The organism is Devosia neptuniae (assembly GCF_025452235.1).
Taxonomy (GTDB): Bacteria; Pseudomonadota; Alphaproteobacteria; order Rhizobiales; family Devosiaceae; genus Devosia.
The window spans coordinates 3,828,902-3,846,066 of record NZ_CP104965.1 but is presented as its reverse complement, the minus strand read 5'-3'; the positions used below and the strand labels follow the sequence as shown (position 1 = coordinate 3,846,066).

15 protein-coding genes are annotated in these 17,165 nt (G+C 62.6%); 7 read left to right on the top strand and 8 right to left on the bottom strand.

The genetic code is table 11. The features are described 5' to 3' along the window. Nucleotides 1-4: 4 nt before the first annotated feature. The 3 genes from N8A98_RS21635 to N8A98_RS21625 all read right to left on the bottom strand — a co-directional run bounded on the left by N8A98_RS21635 (nucleotide 5) and on the right by N8A98_RS21625 (nucleotide 2,854). Nucleotides 5-1,234 carry an NAD(P)/FAD-dependent oxidoreductase gene (locus tag N8A98_RS21635; RefSeq protein ID WP_262168402.1) on the bottom strand — a complete coding sequence of 410 codons (1,230 nt, stop codon included), beginning with the start codon at nucleotides 1,232-1,234 and terminating at the stop codon, nucleotides 5-7. Between the two features lie 174 nt (nucleotides 1,235-1,408). Next, entirely contained in the window at nucleotides 1,409-1,720 is a 312-nt protein-coding gene (locus N8A98_RS21630; RefSeq protein WP_262168401.1) for a MocE family 2Fe-2S type ferredoxin, read from the bottom strand. Between the two features lie 54 nt (nucleotides 1,721-1,774). Then, complete coding sequence (locus tag N8A98_RS21625) at nucleotides 1,775-2,854, bottom strand: fatty acid desaturase family protein (RefSeq protein WP_262168399.1); 1,080 nt, start codon at nucleotides 2,852-2,854, stop codon at nucleotides 1,775-1,777. 151 nt (nucleotides 2,855-3,005) lie between these two features. Here N8A98_RS21625 and N8A98_RS21620 point away from each other — a divergent pair, with 151 nt between their 5' ends. The 7 genes from N8A98_RS21620 to iolG all read left to right on the top strand — a co-directional run bounded on the left by N8A98_RS21620 (nucleotide 3,006) and on the right by iolG (nucleotide 10,994). Continuing rightward, nucleotides 3,006-4,037 carry a LacI family DNA-binding transcriptional regulator gene (locus tag N8A98_RS21620; protein WP_262168398.1) on the top strand — a complete coding sequence of 344 codons (1,032 nt, stop codon included), beginning with the start codon at nucleotides 3,006-3,008 and terminating at the stop codon, nucleotides 4,035-4,037. 193 nt (nucleotides 4,038-4,230) lie between these two features. After that, nucleotides 4,231-5,049: a TIM barrel protein gene (locus tag N8A98_RS21615; protein WP_262172107.1), complete on the top strand. Its 819-nt coding sequence runs from the start codon at nucleotides 4,231-4,233 to the stop codon at nucleotides 5,047-5,049. Between the two features lie 81 nt (nucleotides 5,050-5,130). Further along, entirely contained in the window at nucleotides 5,131-6,081 is a 951-nt protein-coding gene (locus N8A98_RS21610; protein WP_262168396.1) for a sugar ABC transporter substrate-binding protein, read from the top strand. 65 nt (nucleotides 6,082-6,146) lie between these two features. Then, on the top strand, nucleotides 6,147-7,073 hold the full coding sequence (locus tag N8A98_RS21605) for a sugar ABC transporter substrate-binding protein (RefSeq protein WP_262172106.1): 927 nt from the start codon (nucleotides 6,147-6,149) through the stop codon (nucleotides 7,071-7,073). A 64-nt stretch (nucleotides 7,074-7,137) separates the two neighbouring features. Then, nucleotides 7,138-8,676 (top strand): sugar ABC transporter ATP-binding protein, encoded by a 1,539-nt coding sequence (locus tag N8A98_RS21600; RefSeq protein WP_262168395.1) that lies wholly within the window; start codon nucleotides 7,138-7,140, stop codon nucleotides 8,674-8,676. A gap of 184 nt (nucleotides 8,677-8,860) precedes the next feature. Next, nucleotides 8,861-9,874, top strand: coding sequence for an ABC transporter permease (locus tag N8A98_RS21595; RefSeq protein WP_262168394.1), 1,014 nt, complete (start codon nucleotides 8,861-8,863; stop codon nucleotides 9,872-9,874). Between the two features lie 82 nt (nucleotides 9,875-9,956). Further along, nucleotides 9,957-10,994: an inositol 2-dehydrogenase gene (iolG, locus tag N8A98_RS21590; protein ID WP_262168393.1), complete on the top strand. Its 1,038-nt coding sequence runs from the start codon at nucleotides 9,957-9,959 to the stop codon at nucleotides 10,992-10,994. Nucleotides 10,995-11,141: 147 nt separating this feature from the next. Here iolG and iolB read toward each other — a convergent pair whose 3' ends face one another. The 5 genes from iolB to N8A98_RS21565 form a co-directional block, all read right to left on the bottom strand. Then, nucleotides 11,142-11,942: a 5-deoxy-glucuronate isomerase gene (iolB, locus tag N8A98_RS21585; RefSeq protein ID WP_262168391.1), complete on the bottom strand. Its 801-nt coding sequence runs from the start codon at nucleotides 11,940-11,942 to the stop codon at nucleotides 11,142-11,144. After that, nucleotides 11,887-12,132: a hypothetical protein gene (locus N8A98_RS21580; protein WP_262168389.1), complete on the bottom strand. Its 246-nt coding sequence runs from the start codon at nucleotides 12,130-12,132 to the stop codon at nucleotides 11,887-11,889. The genes iolB and N8A98_RS21580 overlap by 56 nt, the downstream gene beginning before the upstream one ends. 60 nt (nucleotides 12,133-12,192) lie before the next feature. Then, nucleotides 12,193-13,110 carry a myo-inosose-2 dehydratase gene (iolE, locus tag N8A98_RS21575; RefSeq protein ID WP_262168388.1) on the bottom strand — a complete coding sequence of 306 codons (918 nt, stop codon included), beginning with the start codon at nucleotides 13,108-13,110 and terminating at the stop codon, nucleotides 12,193-12,195. A gap of 154 nt (nucleotides 13,111-13,264) precedes the next feature. Then, on the bottom strand, nucleotides 13,265-15,112 hold the full coding sequence (iolD, locus tag N8A98_RS21570; RefSeq protein WP_262168386.1) for a 3D-(3,5/4)-trihydroxycyclohexane-1,2-dione acylhydrolase (decyclizing): 1,848 nt from the start codon (nucleotides 15,110-15,112) through the stop codon (nucleotides 13,265-13,267). A gap of 70 nt (nucleotides 15,113-15,182) precedes the next feature. Then, complete coding sequence (locus tag N8A98_RS21565; RefSeq protein ID WP_262168385.1) at nucleotides 15,183-17,108, bottom strand: bifunctional 5-dehydro-2-deoxygluconokinase/5-dehydro-2-deoxyphosphogluconate aldolase; 1,926 nt, start codon at nucleotides 17,106-17,108, stop codon at nucleotides 15,183-15,185. Nucleotides 17,109-17,165: the final 57 nt, after the last annotated feature.

The window sequence follows — 17,165 nt, the reverse complement described above, 5'->3', positions numbered from 1 at the left end:
AAACTTAAGCCGCCGCCAACAACCCCTTCAGCTTCACTCCCGCATCCCCCAGCGCCGCCACATCCGGCCGCGCCCGCTTTCCAATCAGCATCTCCGCCAATCGGATATCCCGCGCCACCGCATTCCCCACGCCCAGCCCGCTCGCCGCCACCAGCCGCCCATCCGCCGCGAGATGAAACAAAATACTCGCCCCATCTTCCAGCTCCCGCCGGACTACCGTCGTCCCCTCGCCACTGAGCCCCGCAATCTGCAGCGTTAGCTCATACTGATCCGACCAAAACCACGGCACGCTGGAAATTGCTTCACCAGCGCCCAGCATATTCCGCGCCGCCAGATTCCCTTGGTCCTGCGCATTGCGCCAACTCTCCAGCCGCACCCGCCGCCCGCCGTAAATCTCCAGCGGAAACGAGCAACAATCCCCCGCCGCAAAGATATCGGGGTCGCCCGTCGCCAGATGCCGATCCACCGCGATCCCATTCTCGATCGCCAGCCCAGCCCCCTCCGCCAGCGTCACATTGGGCACGGCCCCAATCCCCACCAGCACCAGATCGGCCTCGATCCGCCGCCCGCTCGCCAGCGTCACCACCGCGCTCTCGGCCCCACTGGCAATCCCGGCAATGCCATCGCCAAACACCAGCTTTACCCCGCCCGCCAGATGCCGCGCCTCGATCTGCCGCGCCATCGCCTCGGGCACCCCGCGCGACAGCAACCGGGGCAGGGCCTCAATCAGCGTCACCTCCGCCCCACGCAGCCGCGCACTCGCCGCTAGTTCCAGCCCGATAAATCCGCCGCCGATAACCGCCAAATGCCGGCCCGCGCCCAACGCTTCGCGCAGTCGCAGCGCATCCTCAATCGTCCGCAGATAAACGATCCGCTCGCCCTCTACCCCCGGGAGGCGCCGCGGCGCCGCACCCGTCGCCAGCAGCAATTTGTCATAGCCAATGACACGCCCATCCGCGCCCTCCAGCCGCTTGCCCTCCCGATCAATCCCCGCAACAGCAAGCCCGCCGCGAAACGCAATCCCCGCCTCAGCCAGCCGCTCCGCCGTCGCAATGGTCTTGGCCGCAAACAGCTCCGCCAGCATGCCCTCCTTGCTCAACGGCGGCCGCTCATAGGGCAGATGGCTCTCCCCACCCACCAGCGTCACATCGCCCGCAAATCCCTGCTCCCGCAGTGCCATAGCAGCCCGCGCGCCACATTCGCCCGCGCCGACAATTACATAGTGCTGGCTCATATGGTCCTCCAAAAATCCCCTCATCCGCCCCTGCGGGGCACCTTCTCCCACGAGGGGAGAAGGGAGGGCTCGGCGCATTAATATCCACCGGCCCCACCCTCGCCCCTTGTGGGAGAGGGACAGACCTGACGCGTTCAGCGGAAGGTCAGGGTGAGGGGACTGCGATGCTGGTGCCTACACCTCGATAAACACCGCCCCGTCCTCAACCTTCACCGGATAGGTCCGCAGGTTCACACAGACCGGCGCGCCCTTGGCCTCGCCGGTCTGATAGTTGAACCGCCCATTATGCTTGGGGCATTCGATGATATCGTCCATCACCAGCCCATCGGCGAGGCTGATCTGCTCATGTGTGCACAGCCCGTCCGTGGCAAAATACCGGTCCTCGGGACTGCGATAAATCGCGTAAACCCGCCCCCCATGGTCAAAGCGGATCACGTCCTCCTCGTCCACATCGCCAGCCCCACAAGCCTCAATCCACTGCGCCATTCTCACTCCACCCACACTGTCATTCCCGCGAAAGCGGGAACCTCTGTTTGCTTCTCACTCCGCCGCCACCCCACTATGCAGCTCCTCCCGATACGGCTTGGCCGTCGCCGGCAGCTCCCGTTTCAAGAAGTAGTCCTCATTCCGCAACTGCCGCAGAAACGCCGGCACCATCTCGCGATAGCCATCGATGATCGACTTGTTCGGCGTCGGCAGGTCATGCTTGATCAGCTCATGCAGTTGCGGCAGCGCGTGATAGGGGATCATGGGAAACATGTGGTGCTCCACATGGTAGTTCATGTTCCAATAGATGAACCGGCTCACCGGGTTCATCAGCACCGAGCGGGAATTGAGCCGGTGGTCGGTTACATTGTCGGCTAGCCCGCCATGCTGGAGCAGGCCAGTCAACACATGGTGCCAGGCACCGTAGAGCCGGGGCAGGCCGATCAGCATCAGTGGCAAGATCGACCCCATCCACAGCGAAAGCGCCAGCGTCGCCAGATAGATAGCCAGCCAGATACGTGCCACGCGGATCACCTTGGCATGCTCCATTTCGGGGATGAAGCTCTTCTCCTCCGGCGTCACCACGCCGGCAGCGTTCCGCACCATGTCGAGCATGGCGCAGCCGGCGTCGAGGATGCCGAAGAAATTGAGGATCACCCGAAACAGGTCGGGCGGCCGCATCACGGCGATTTCCGGGTCCCGCCCGACGATCACCGTATCGGTATGGTGCCGCGCATGGCTCCAGCGCCAGGTCACCGGATTGCGCATGATCATGAAGCAGGCGATCTGATAGACGACGTTGTTCATCCACCGCGTTTTGAACGCCGTGCCATGCCCGCATTCATGCCAGCGGGAGTCCGAGGCCGAGCCGTAAAGTACTCCATAGCCTAGGAAAAACGGCACGGCCCACCAACTGCCCCAGAAGTAGATACCGCCTGCCGCCAGCACCAGCATGGAGCCGAGCCAGATCACGGTGTCGCGGATCGCCGGGCCGTCCGAGCGCTGCATCAGCGCCTTCATCTGCTTGCGGTCGACCTCGGTGTGATACCACTCGGCGGCGGCCAGACCGCTGGCAATAGCGGCTTCCGAGCTGGGGCCGAGCAGGTTGTAGTCGCGTTTCGCAGTTTGGGCCAATTGTGCCTCTCGATGCTAACAGTCCGCTAGCGAATTCCCTGCTTTTGATGCTGGCAAACTTGCGACTTTTCCGCAATCCGCGCATGATGGTTTCTATCATTGCCATCATTATTGCACTTGCCTGTATGATGGAAATTTGCAGGAGATCGCCTTGGTCCGCCGCCCGACTGTTGCCGATATTGCCCGCATTGCCGATCTGAGCGTCGCCACAGTCGATCGGGTGCTCAATGGCCGCCTGCCGGTACGCCAGGAAACGGCCCAGCGGGTCTTCAGCGCCGCCGAGCAAATCGGCTATCACGGCTCCGGCCTCATCCGCCGCCGGCTTGAGCAAAATCTGCCGCATTACCGGCTGGGCTTCCTACTGCAACGGCCGGATCAGTTGTTCTATCAGGACGTCGCGACGGCGCTGCAACAGGCCAGCGCCAGTCCGACGCAGTTCCGCGTCACTCCTGCCATCGCTTTCCTCGCCAACCAGACCCCAGGTGAAATCGCTTCGCGGCTGGCCGAAATGGCGCCGCGCGTTGATGCCATCGCCATGGTGGCCGTGGATCACCCCGCCGTTACTGCGGCAGTGCAGGAGGTCGAGGCGGCTGGAAAGCCGGTGTTTTCGCTGCTGTCGGATTTTGCCGCCGGCATCAGGCGCGGCTATGTCGGCACCAATAACCGCAAGGTCGGCCGCACGGCCGGCTGGCTGATCGCCAAATCCGCCAAGGCCCCGGGCAAGGTGGTGGTCTTTGTCGGCAGCCACCGCTTTCACGGCCATGAAATGCGCGAGATCGGCTTCCGCTCCTATCTGCGCGAGGCGGCGCCTGATCTATCGATCATCGACACCCAGGTTAGCCTCGAAGACGGTGCGCTCGCCCATGAAGCAACGCTCGATCTGCTGCGCCGCCATCCCGATCTATCGGCCATCTATGTCGCCGGCGGTGGCACCGAGGGCGTCATCACCGCCCTGCGTAACGAGGGTATGGCGGGCCGCATCGCCCTGGTCTGCAATGAGCTGAACCCGGTGACCCACGCGGCTTTGGCCGACAATATCGCCACCGCCGTCATCGGCACTCCGCTCGCCGCGTTGGGCCCCAGCATTGTCAGCCTGATGGCGGCGGCGCTGGCCCATTCCGCCGCCGATTCTGCCGGCCAGACCTTCTTGCCCTTCGATATCTATGTCTCAGAGAACATCTAGTCTCGCCGGTTGAAACGTTTCTAGTCGCACGAATATTCCGTTTGACCGCGGATTATGCGGTCCATTCTGTCATATTTTGGAATGAACATTCCGCATTGACAATAGAACAGAACCCGTATTTCATTTGATCCAACGAAAGATCGGGTCCGGCCCGGCGATCCAGGGAGTGCGAGGCGTGTCCACCAGCCAGTCGATGGATTTTGCCATCAACCACATGTCGGCGCCGCAGTTGCGGCTGCCCGAATTCTTCGCGCTGGCCCGCCAATTGGGCGCCCCGCGCGTCGAAATCCGCAATGACATTGCCGGCAATGCCATCCTCGACGGCACGCCCGCAGCCGAGGTAAAAGCCCTCGCCAGGGCAAATGATGTAACCATCATTTCCATCAATGCCCTACAGAAATTCAATCAGCCCTCCGCCACCCGCCTGGCCGAGGCCGAAGCCCTGGCCGACTACGCCGCCCAAGCCGGCGCCCAGGCTCTGGTGCTCGTTGCGGCCAATGATGGTGCTATCGCCGACGCACACCAAAGGGTCGAAAATGCTAGCGGACTGTTAGCGTTGATCGCGCCAATCTTGCGCGAACGTGCATTGATTGGCCTCGTCGAGTGCCTGGGCTTTGAAACCTGCTCGCTGCGCTCCAAACGCGAAGCGGTTCAGGCGATCGACAATGCCGATGGCCGCGACGTGTTCCGGCTGACGCACGACACGTTCCACCATCACCTCGCGGGTGAGCCCGACCTGTTCCCCGAGCTGACCGGCCTCATCCACATCTCCGGCGTCGATGACCCGACGATTGCTGTCAGCGACATGCGCGACAGCCATCGCCTGCTGGTCGGTCCCAAGGATCGCCTCGGCAATCTCGAACAGATCGCCGCGCTGCGGGCAGGGGGCTACATTGGTCCGCTCTCGTTCGAGCCTTTTGCCGAAGAGCTGCGTCACCTGGCCGATCCGGCCGCTGCGATCAGCCAAAGCATGGATTTCATCGTCGCGGGGCTCAAGGAGAAGGCCGCGTGACCAACTAATTCCCGAGCAAGGGAAAGATCCGGACATAATGGGCGCGACCGGACGCCCAGCTCTCTTGGAGGAGAATGAGCAATGAAGAAGATCGTAATGGCCGCATTGGCGACCACGATGCTGACCAGCTTTACCGGCGCCGCAATGGCCGAGACCGTCGGGGTCAGCATGGCCGCGTTCGACGATAATTTCCTGACCGTATTGCGCAATGGCATGGGCGACTATGCCAAGACGCTCGATGGCGTCGAGCTGCAGGTGGAGGACGCGCAGAATGACGTGTCCAAGCAGATGAGCCAGATCCAGAACTTCATCGCTTCGGGCGTCGATGCCATCATCGTCAATGCCGTGGATACCGACGCCACTGCGCCCATGTCCCAGCTGGCCGCCGATGCGGGCATTCCGCTGGTCTATGTCAACCGCCAGCCGGTCAACCTCGATACCCTGCCCGAAAAGCAGGCATTCGTCGCATCTAACGAAGTCGATTCCGGCACGCTCGAAACCAAGGAAGTCTGCCGCCTGCTAACCGAAGCGGGCAAGACGGAAGCCAATATCGTGGTCATGATGGGCGAGCTGTCCAACCAGGCTGCCCGCCAGCGCACCCAGGACGTGCATGATGTGATCGCCACGCCCGAATGCTCGTTCATGAAGATCGCCGAAGAGCAGACGGCAAACTGGTCACGCCAGCAGGGCGCCGATCTGGTGGCCAATTGGCTCTCGGCCGGCATCCAGTTCGATGCCGTGGTCGCCAATAATGACGAAATGGCCATCGGCGCCATCCAGGCCCTCAAGGCCGGCGGCGTGGCCATGGATGCCGTGATCGTGGGCGGCGTTGACGCCACTCAGGACGCCCTGGCCGCAATGGCCGCCGGCGATCTCGACGTCACCGTGTTCCAGAACGCCGCGGCCCAGGGCTCCGGTGCGCTCGACGCGGCTCTCGCGCTTGCCCGTGGCGAGAGCGTGGAACGCGAAGTCTGGGTGCCGTTCGAACTGGTGACCCCGGCTAACCTGGCCGATTACCAGGCCAAGAACTGATCTCCTGCCGGCGCGTCCCCAACGGCGCGCCGGCATCTTTCCTTGAACAGAGTTTGAACATGAAGCTGACCACAGCCCTGCTTGGCGCAACGGCGCTGCCCTTCCTGCTATCGGTGCCCAGCCACGCCGAAAATATCGGCGTCTCCATGGCCCGCTTTGACAGCACCTTTCTCACCCTGCTGCGCAATGGCATGGAGGCCCGCGCCGCCGAGCTGGGCGATGTGACGATGCAGGTGGAAGACGCAGTCAACGACCCCAGCAACCAGCTCAATCAGGTCAGCAATTTCATCGCTTCGGGCGTTGACGCCATCATCATCGCCGCCGTGGATGCCGATAGCACCCCGGCCATGACGGCGCTGGCCGATGCGGCCGGCATTCCCATCATCTATGCCAATCACCCGCCCGCCGATCTCGATAGCCTGCCGGCCAAGGCCGCCTTTGTCGGCTCCAACGAAATCGATTCCGGTACGCTGCAGACCAAGGAAGTCTGCCGCCTGCTGGGTGGCAAGGGCAATGTGCTGATCCTGATGGGTCCGCTCAACAACCATTCGGCCCTGCAGCGCACCAAGGACGTGCATGATGTGATCGCCACCGACGAGTGCAAGGGCATGAGCGTGCTCGAAGAGCAGACCGCCAATTGGGATCGCCTCGAAGCGGCCAATCTGATGACCAATTGGCTCTCCTCGTCCCTCGAATTCGATGCCGTCATCGCCAATAATGATGAGATGGCCATCGGCGCCATCCAGGCGCTAAAATCGGTCGGCCGGGACATGAATTCCGTGCTGGTCGCAGGCGTCGATGCCACGCCCGATGGTCTGGCCTCGATGGCCGCCGGCGATCTCGACGTAACCATTTTCCAGAATGCCCATGCGCAGGGCGCTGCCTCCATCGATGCCGCTCTCGCCCTGGCGCGGGGCGAGCCGACCGAGCAGAAAATCTGGGTCCCCTTCGAATTGGTGACCCCACAAAACATGGCCGACTACGCCAATTAGGCAGCAATCGCGCGGACGCGCTGGTGAGCCCGGCGCGTCCCGCAAATCAGAGCAGGAGGCAGCGATGGTTAGTCCGCAGACAATGCGTGCGGTGCGTGAAAGCGGGGCGGTGCCCAATGCTTCGCTGCTGCTGGAAATCTCCAATGCCCGCAAGGAATTTCCCGGCGTTGTGGCGCTCGATGACGTGTCGCTCAAGCTGCGGCGCGGCACCGTTCATGCCCTGATGGGCGAGAATGGCGCGGGAAAATCTACGCTGATGAAGATCATCGCCGGCATTTACACGCCCGATAGCGGCGAGGTGAAGCTGCGCGGCGTCAATATCCAGCTCAAGTCGCCGCTCGATGCGCTCGAAAACGGCATTGCCATGATCCATCAGGAACTCAACCTGATGCCCTATATGAGCGTGGCCGAAAATATCTGGATCAGGCGCGAGCCGCTGACCCGTTTCGGCTTTGTCGATCATGGCGAGCTCAACCGGCGCACGGCTGCTTTGTTCGCCAAGCTCAATATCGATATCGATCCCGAAGTGCAGGTTTCAACGCTCTCCGTGGCCAGCCGGCAGATGGTCGAGATCGCCAAGGCGGTGTCCTATGAGAGCGACGTGCTCATCATGGATGAGCCCACCTCGGCGCTGACCGAAACCGAGGTGGCGCACCTGTTTTCGATTATTCGCGACCTGCGCAGCCAGGGCAAAGGCATTATCTACATCACCCACAAGATGAATGAGCTGTTCGAGATCGCCGACGAGTTCTCGGTGTTCCGCGATGGCCGCTATATCGGCACTCATGCCTCGACCGATGTGACCCGCGACGAAATCATCCGCATGATGGTGGGGCGCGAAATCACCCAGATGTTCCCCAAGGAAATCGTGCCGATTGGCGATGTGGTGCTCTCGGTCAAGGACCTGGCGCTCAGGGGCGTGTTCTCCGACATCAGTTTTGATGTGCGCGCCGGAGAAATCCTGGGCATTGCCGGGCTGGTCGGCTCGGGGCGCTCCAATGTGGCCGAGACGATTTTTGGGGTAAGTCCGGCCACCAGCGGCAGCATTTCCATCAATGGCAAGCCGGTCACCATCGAGTCGCCCACCGTCGCCATTCAGCATGGCATGGCGTTCATCACCGAAGACCGTAAGGAAACCGGGTGTCTCCTGGCGCTCGACATTCAGGAAAACATGCAGCTTGCTGTGCTGCAGGATGGCTATACTAAGTTCGGCTTTGTCACCCAGGGCGCGCTGTCGCGCACCTGCGAGGAGATGAGCCAGAAGCTGCGCGTCAAAACGCCCAGCCTTGATGAGCGGGTGGAAAATCTCTCCGGCGGCAACCAGCAAAAGGTGCTGATCGGGCGCTGGCTGCTGACCAATCCGAAAATCCTCATTCTGGACGAGCCGACGCGCGGCATCGATGTCGGCGCCAAGGCGGAGATTCACAAGCTGGTCAGCCAATTGGCGCGCCAGGGCGTGGCCGTCATCATGATTTCATCCGAACTCCCCGAAGTGCTGGGCATGAGCGACCGCATCATGGTGATGCACCATGGCCGCGCGACGGGGTTTTTGGATCGGGCCGAGGCAGATCAGGTGAAGATCATGGATTTGGCGGCACGATGATGAACCAGTTCCCCCTCATCCGGCGCTGCGCGCCACCTTCTCCCACGAGGGGAGAAGGGGAACTCAGCGCCAGCCGAATGCTCGAAGCCCACCCTTCTCCCCTCGTGGGAGAAGGTGCCCCAAAGGGGCGGATGAGGGGGCCTTTCTTTGCTCCCACGACAAAACATTTGGGGAGGACCCAGCCATGACCACATCAGAAACCCTCGCAACGCCGCGGACGCGGCGGCGCAAATTGCCGACGGAGTTGTCCATCCTGCTCGTGCTGGCCGGCATTGCGCTGACCTTCGAGCTGCTCGGCTGGATCTTCATCGGCCAGTCCTTCCTGATGAACCAGCAGCGGCTGACCATCATGATCCTGCAGGTGTCCGTGGTCGGCATTATCGCCGTCGGCGTGACGCAGGTCATCATCACCGGCGGCATTGACCTTAGCTCCGGCTCGGTCGTGGGCATGACGGCCATGATCGCCGCCAGCTTCGCCCAGTCCGCCGATTGGGCCCGCCCGGTCTATCCGGCGCTGGTCGGCCTGCCGGTCATCATCCCGCTAGTGATTGGTCTTGCCATCGGCACGCTGGCCGGCATCATCAATGGCTCGCTGATTTCCTACACCAAAATCCCGCCCTTCATCGCCACTCTGGGCATGATGGTATCGGCGCGTGGCGTGGCCAAATGGTACACCAAGGGCCAGCCGGTTTCGGGCCTGACCCCCGACTTCACCTTCATCGGCATGGGCATCTGGCCGGTGGTGATCTTCCTCGGCGTGGCGCTGATCTTCCACATCGCATTGCGCTATACCCGCTATGGCAAATTCACCTACGCCATCGGCGCCAATCCGCAGGCGGCGCGGGTTTCGGGCATCAATATCGAAAAGCACCTGATCAAGGTCTATGCCATTGCCGGCATGCTGGCGGGACTGGCGGGCCTGGTCACCGCCGCCCGCGCCCAGACTGCGCAGGCCGGCATGGGCGTGATGTATGAGCTTGATGCCATTGCTGCGGCCGTTATCGGGGGCACTTCGCTGGCGGGCGGGCAGGGGCGCATCACCGGCACGGTCATCGGCACCATTATTCTGGGGACCATGACCTCGGGCTTCACCTTCCTGCGGGTCGACGCCTACTATCAGGAGATTATCAAGGGCATGATCATCGTCGCCGCCGTGGTCACCGACCAATACCGGCAGCGCAAGCGGAAGAAGGTCTGATTTTCGCCACCCCGCCGGCGCATCGCCTTCGCGTGCATTAGAATAACCGCGCCCCACGGCGCCACTACCCGGAGACTATCAAATGACTGTTCGTTTCGGCCTGCTTGGCGCCGGCCGCATCGGCAAGGTGCATGCCAAGGCCATCTCGTCCAATCCAACCGCCCAACTGGTGGCCGTGGCCGACGCCTTTGAGAAGGCCGCCACTGACATCGCCGGCCAATATGGCTGCGACGTCCGCAGCATCGAGCAAATCCTGTCGGCAACCGACATTGACGCCGTGGTTATCTGCACGCCCACCGACACCCATGCCGATCTGATCGAGCAGTTCTCCCGGGCCGGCAAGGCCATCTTCTGCGAGAAGCCGATCGACCTCGATGTCGAGCGCGTCAAGGCCTGCCTCAAGGTGGTCGATGCCGAAGGCGCCACGCTGATGGTCGGCTTCAATCGCCGCTTTGACCCCCATTTCATGGCCGTGCATGACGTGATCGCCAGGGGCGAAATCGGCACTGTGGAAATGGTCACCATCGTCTCGCGCGACCCCGGCGCGCCGCCGGTCGATTACATCAAGCGCTCGGGTGGCATTTTCCGCGACATGACGATCCACGATTTTGACATGGCCCGGTTCCTGCTGGGCGAGGAGATCGACAGTGTCACCGCCCAGGCCTCCGTGCTGGTCGATCCAGCCATCGGCGCGGCCGGCGATTATGACAGTGTCTCGGTGATGCTCTCGACCGCCTCGGGCAAGCACGCCACCATCTCCAATTCGCGCCGCGCTACCTATGGCTATGACCAGCGCATCGAAGTGCATGGCTCCAAGGGCGCCGTCTCGGCCGAAAACCAGCGCCCGGTCTCCATCGAAGTCGCCAATGCCACCGGCTACACCCGCCCGCCGCTGCACGACTTCTTCATGACCCGCTATACCGACGCGTATGCGCGAGAAATCAGCACCTTCGTGGATGCGGTTGAATCAAAATCTCCGGCTTCGCCGAGTGGGTTGGATGGTTTGATTGCACTAGCGCTGGCGGATGCGGCGCTGAAGTCGGTCAGGGAAGGCCGGGCCGTGAAGGTGAGTGAAGTGCTTGGGGTGTTGGCGGATAAGAGCGTGTTCCAGGGGCGGTAAGCACTCAGGAACGCGTGGATCACCACGCGCTCCTCACCCACGATCTCCCTCGGGCTTGACCCGAGGGCCACTCTCAGCACGGCGTGAGCGGCGAATGGCCCTCGGGTCAGGCCCGAGGGAGATGCGGTGGGGAGGACGGCATTGTGCCTACTTCAACAACCACTCATGCTCGGGCGCGTTGTGGAATTTCCACACCCGCTTGGGCCCAGCCATCACATTGAGATAATAGAGATCATACCCCGCCGTGGTCGCCACCGGGTGATAGCCCCTGGGCACCAGCGTCACGTCGCCGTCTTCGATCGCCAGCGCCTCATCGAGGCTGCGGTCATCGGTGTAGACGCGCTGGAAGGCGAAGCCTTGCGGTGGATTGAGGCGATGGAAATAGGTCTCTTCCAACTGGCTCTCGTGGGGCAGGTTATCCTGATCATGCTTGTGCGGCGGGTAGGAGGAGGTGTTGCCCTGGGGGGTGATCACTTCCACCACCAGCAGGGAATGGGCCGAATTATCGTCCTCGGGCATGATATTGTGGACATGCCTGATATTGGCGCCCTTGCCGCGCGTGAGGCGTGGATGGGTGCCCGGCGGAATTACCTTGGCCTTGTAATCCCCGCCGCCCGGCGCTGCGCAGACTGCCAGCTCGAGCGCTGTTGTCGCATCGACCGCCCATTCGCTGCTTTTGGGCACATAGACCGCCCAGGGCGCGCCCTCGAACGGGCTCATGCGCTCGCCGATTTCGCCGAAATCCACGCCATCGACCGAAATGCGCGCCTTGCCGCTGACCAGCACCAGGCAAAGCTCGCGATCCCCCGCTTCGCCGCCGGTCACTTGGCCGGCCGCCAGCTTGTGCAGGGCAAAGCCGACATAGGTCCAGCCGGCCGATGCCGGAGTTACGTCATGAACCAGGCCCGTCTTGGCTTTCGGGCGGAGGCGGAGGTGGGAGTTGCTCATCGGTAGGGTCCTCCTTGGGGAAGGCATAAAAGAAATTGTAGAGCGAATAGGCCAAAGCCGCGCCCACCAGCACGCCCCAGAACGGCTCCTTGCTCCAGAGCCATTCATAGGCGCACCACACCGCCAGAAACCCGGTGATGGCAACGCGCCGCCACAGGGGCTTGAACCATTTAAGGTCGTCTGCTTTCAAAACCGATCCGCCTTCTTCTTGAGAACCTGACCAGCCTTTAGCATATCGCGGGCCGAAAGCTCACCCCTTGGGAAAGCCCTCGGTCTCCACGGTGTAGCCAGCAGCAGTCATCACCCGCATCAGCTCCTTGTGGCCCACCTGCGCCATACGCAGCGGCGGATTGGCCTTGGGGTCCTGCTCGGCCTCGACGACAAACCAGCCCTCATAGCCATAATCGGCAAATTTCTGCACGATGGCGCCGAAATCGAGCGAGCCATCGCCCGGCACGGTGAACGCGCCCAGTGCCACCGCATCGAGAAAGCTCTGCTTGGTGCGATCCAGCCCGTCCACCACCGAGCGGCGAATATCCTTCACATGCACATGGTTGATGCGGGCATGGTGATTGTCGATGGCGCGCAACACATTGCCACCGGCAAAGGCCAGGTGGCCCGCATCGAGCAGCAGCGGAATGCCCGCGCCCGACGCCTTCATGAAGGCATCCAGCTCCGGCTCGGTCTCGACCACGGCCGCCATGTGGTGATGATAGCTCAGCGGCATGCCCTGATCGGCACACCATTCGCCAAATGCGGTGACCTTTTTGGCATAGGCGACCATTTCGTCGTCGGAAAGCTTGGGCTTGGTGGCCAGTGGCTTGGAGCGGTCGCCCTGGATGGAGCGGCCAACCTCGCCATAAACGATGCAGGGCGCATTGACCGCCTTGAACAGCTCGATCATCGGGGCGATGCGGTCCTTATTGGCCCCCAATTCCTCATCGACCAGCGTGCCGGAAAACCAGCCGCCGCAGAGGGTGACGTCGGCCGCACGCAAAATCGGCAGCATCACATCGGGATCATCGGGAAAGCGGCGGCCCTTTTCCATGCCGGTAAATCCGGCCGATCGCGACTGGCGCAGGCATTCTTCCAGCGACACATCATCGCTGAGTTCCACCAGATCGTCGTTCCACCACGCGATGGGCGACATGCCGAGTTTGGCTTTCAATTCGTCTCTCCTGCGCGTTCGCGCCTAGTACCCCCTCCTAGCCTCCCCCTGATAGGGGGAGGGACAGATCGGGGCTTTCGTAAATCTCACAACACCCACCACGCGGTTCCTCCCCCTATCAGGGGGAGGCTAGGAGGGGGTACCGATCCAGGTTTTACCCTGCCCGCTGCGCCTTAAGCGCCTTCACATAGCCTTCGCGAGCCGCATTTACCTGCGGCCGGTCGGATACTTCCGGCACCGCCACGTCCCACCAGGAGCCACCCTCATCGGTGGTGATCAGCGCATCGGTATCGATCACGATCACTGTGGTTCGGTCCACGCTTTCGGTTTCGTGCAGCGCCGTTTCCAGCTCGGCAATCGAGCCGACCTTGCGCGATACGGCGCCCATCGCGGCGGCGTGGGCGGCAAAATCGATTCCGGGCAGAGTGACATGGTGGGTGTCCTTCAACAGATTGTTGAAGTTGGCGCCGCCCGTGGCCATTTGCAGCCGGTTGATGCAGCCATAGCCTTCATTGTCGAGCAGCACGATGGTCAGCTTGGCGCCCAGCATGATCGAAGAGGCGATCTCGGAATTGAGCATCATGTAGCTACCGTCGCCGACCATGACGACCACGTCGTCCTGCGGTCGCGCCAGCTTGACGCCCAGCCCGCCGGCAATCTCGTAGCCCATGGTAGAGAAGCCGTATTCCAGGTGATAACTGCCCGGCTTGCCGGCCTTCCACAGCTTGTGCAATTCGCCCGGCAGGCCACCGGCGGCGCAGACCAGCGTGGCGTTCTCGCGGGCGCGCTGCACGGCCCCGATCACCTGGGCATCGGAGGGCAGCTCGGCATTAGTGCTCGCAGTCGCCTTGTCGGCGGCGATCAGCCATTCCTCCTTGCCCGCCTCGGCCTTTTCGCTCCACGCATCCTCGACGACCCAGCCTGGCAGTGCGGCATGGAGCGCATCGAGCCCCGCCCGCGCATCGGCCACTAGCGGCATGCCATTGTGCTTATGGGCGTCGAAGGGCTGCACATTGAGGCCAATAATCTTGAGGTCCGGGTTCTGGAACAGCGCCCAGGAGCCGGTGGTGAAATCCTGCAGCCGCGTGCCCACGGCCAGCACCACATCGGCGTCTTGAGCCAGCGCGTTGGATGCCGATGAACCGGTAACGCCAACCGAACCCATATTGAGGCGATGGTCATGGGGCAGGGCGCTTTTGCCCGCCTGCGTTTCCATCACGGGAATGCCATGGGCCTCGGCAAAAGTGCGCAGGCTGTCGGTTGCCTGCGAATAAAGTACGCCGCCCCCCGCGATGATCACCGGCTTCTTGGCCATGCGCAAAGCCGCGGCGGCGGCCGCGAATTCCTCGGCATCGGGCATCACCCGGCGGGGTACCCAGATTTTCTCGGCAAAAAAGCTCTCGGGATAATCATAGGCTTCCGCCTGCACATCCTGGCACAGCGAAAGAGTCACCGGGCCGCATTCGGCCGGATCGGTCAGCACCTGCATGGCGCGACGCAGGGCGGGAATGATCTGTTCGGGCCGCGTGATGCGGTCGAAATAGCGGCTCACCGGCTTGAAGCAATCATTGGCCGAAACCGAACCATCGCCCCAATCTTCCACCTGCTGCAACACCGGGTCGGGCAGGCGATTGGCAAACACGTCGCCCGGCAGCAGCAGCACCGGCAGGCGGTTCACATGCGCCAGGGCGGCCGCTGTCACCATGTTCAGCGCGCCCGGCCCGATCGAAGAGGTACATGCCATGAAGCGCTGGCGGAAACTGGCCTTGGCAAAGGCAATCGCCGCATTGGCCATGCCCTGCTCGTTCTGCGCCCGATAGGTCGGCAGCGTATCCTTGATGGAATGCAGCGCCTCACCCACGCCGGCCACATTGCCATGTCCGAAAATGGCGAACACCCCGCCAAAAATCGGCACCGTCTCGCCATCGATCACGGTCTTCTGCATCGTCAGAAACCGCGCAACAGCCTGCGCCATGGTTAGTCGGATCGTGTTCTGGCTCATGGGCCTGTTCCTCAAAGATCAGCCGGGTTCGCCCGGTCAGTGTATATTGCGGGTCGGTCCGGCGCGAAGGCTAAGCCGCCTTCGTCTCCCCCAGCCGCTCCCAAATCTCGACCAGTGCGCTGAAGCGGCGCGCCATATCGGCCACGGCCTCTTCGTCGGTGATTTCCCCCAGCAGCCATTTCCGGGCCGCTTCGGCGAAAATCGTGCGGCCCACGGCAAAACCCTTGACCGTGCGCGAGGCATGCGCCGCCGCAAAGCCGGCCTCCAATGCGTCCTGGGGGGCTTCGAGCCCCAGCAGCACCACGCCCCGGCAGAATGGATCGCGCGCTTCGATCACTGCATCCACCGCGGCCCAGGCGGCCCGGTCGGCCTGGGGCTCGAGCTTCCACCAATCGGGCTTGAGCCCCGCATCGTAGAGTTCGGTCAGCGCGCGGGCAGTGGTGTCGGCTTTGAGCGCGCCATGCTTGCTGGCGATGATTTCGATCAGGATATCGCGGCCGATTTTGCGGGCAGCATCATGGGCGGCCTGCAGCTTGTCGATCTGCTCAGCCTTGAGCGCGGCGGGATCGTCGGGATGGAAGAAACACAGCACCTTGAGACAATGCTCGACCGGCCAATCGAGCAGGCGCGAACCAAGATCCTGCGAAAATTCAAAGCGCAGCGGGCGCGAGCCGGGCAGTTCGACCGGGCGGGCCAGCCAAAAGCCCTTGGCCTCGGCGGCGAACAGCGCCTTGCGGCCATGCTTGTCATCGAGCAGCATGCCGAACCCCGGCCGGCCATTGGCGACGCGCGCGGCGGCTTCCACGGCCAGCACCTTGAAAGCGGCAATGGAGTCTTCCTTGGCGCCCGGCATGTCCTCGAGCTGGCTGCGATGATCGATAGCCAGCGCCATCAGCTTGGGCCACTCGCGGCGGCGATTGGTGGCCCAATGAATGTGGTTGAGGTTGTCGTCGTTGCGCAGGGCGCGTTTGGTGCTGCCCTTGGTTAGGAAGCTCTCAAGCTCGGCCCAGCTCGGATATTCCGGCGAACACATCAGGCGCGACACGGCAAAAGCGCCGCAGGCATTGGCCCAGGTGGCCGAGGTTTGGAGGTCTTCACCCCTAAGCCAGCCGCGCAGGAAGCCCGACATGAAGGCGTCGCCGGCCCCCAGCACATTATAGACCTCAATGGGGAAGCCCGCGCCGACAATGCCGTCTTCCAGATCATTGGGAATGGCGCCGTCATAGACGATGCAGCCCATGGCGCCGCGCTTGAGCACGATGGTTGCCGCGGTCAGCGAGCGAATGGTCTTCAGCGCCGCCGGCAGATCGGCCTCGCCCGAGGCGATCAGCACTTCTTCTTCGGTGCCGACGACGAGATCGCAATCAGGCAGCACGGACTGGTATTTCTGCGACACGTGATCGGAGGCGACATAGCGCTCGAACCCGGCCTCATGCCCGGCAAGACCCCATAGATTGGGGCGATAATCGATATCGAACACCACCTTGCCGCCATGCGCTTTGGCAAAGCGGATCGCCTTTTTCTGCGCCGCTTCGCTATTGGGGCGCGAGAAATGGGTGCCGGTGACCACGATGGAGCGGGAAGAGGCGATATGGGCTTCCGAAATATCCTCTTCCGACAGCGCCATGTCAGCGCAATCGGTGCGGTAGAAAATCATCGGGGAGACGCCTTCGGCCTCGACCGACAGCAGCACGAGCGCGGTCAGGCGCTCTTTGTCCGTGGCGATGCCGGCGGTGTCGACGCCTTCGCGCACCAATTGCTCGCGGATGAAGCGGCCCATCTGCTCATTGCCGACGCGGGTGATCAGGGCCGATTTGAGCCCCAGCCGCGCCGTGCCGATGGAGATATTGGCGGGGCACCCGCCAACGGATTTGGCAAAGCTGCCGATATCTTCGAGTTTAGTGCCGATTTGCTGGCCGTAGAGATCAACCGAGGCACGGCCGATGGTGATGACGTCGAGCGTCTGGCGCCCGTGGCCTGGCTGCGCATTCGTCAATCGGTCCTCCCCTCGGCTTGCGCCGGTCTCTAAGCTATTCCTGCGCCTGTCCGGCGC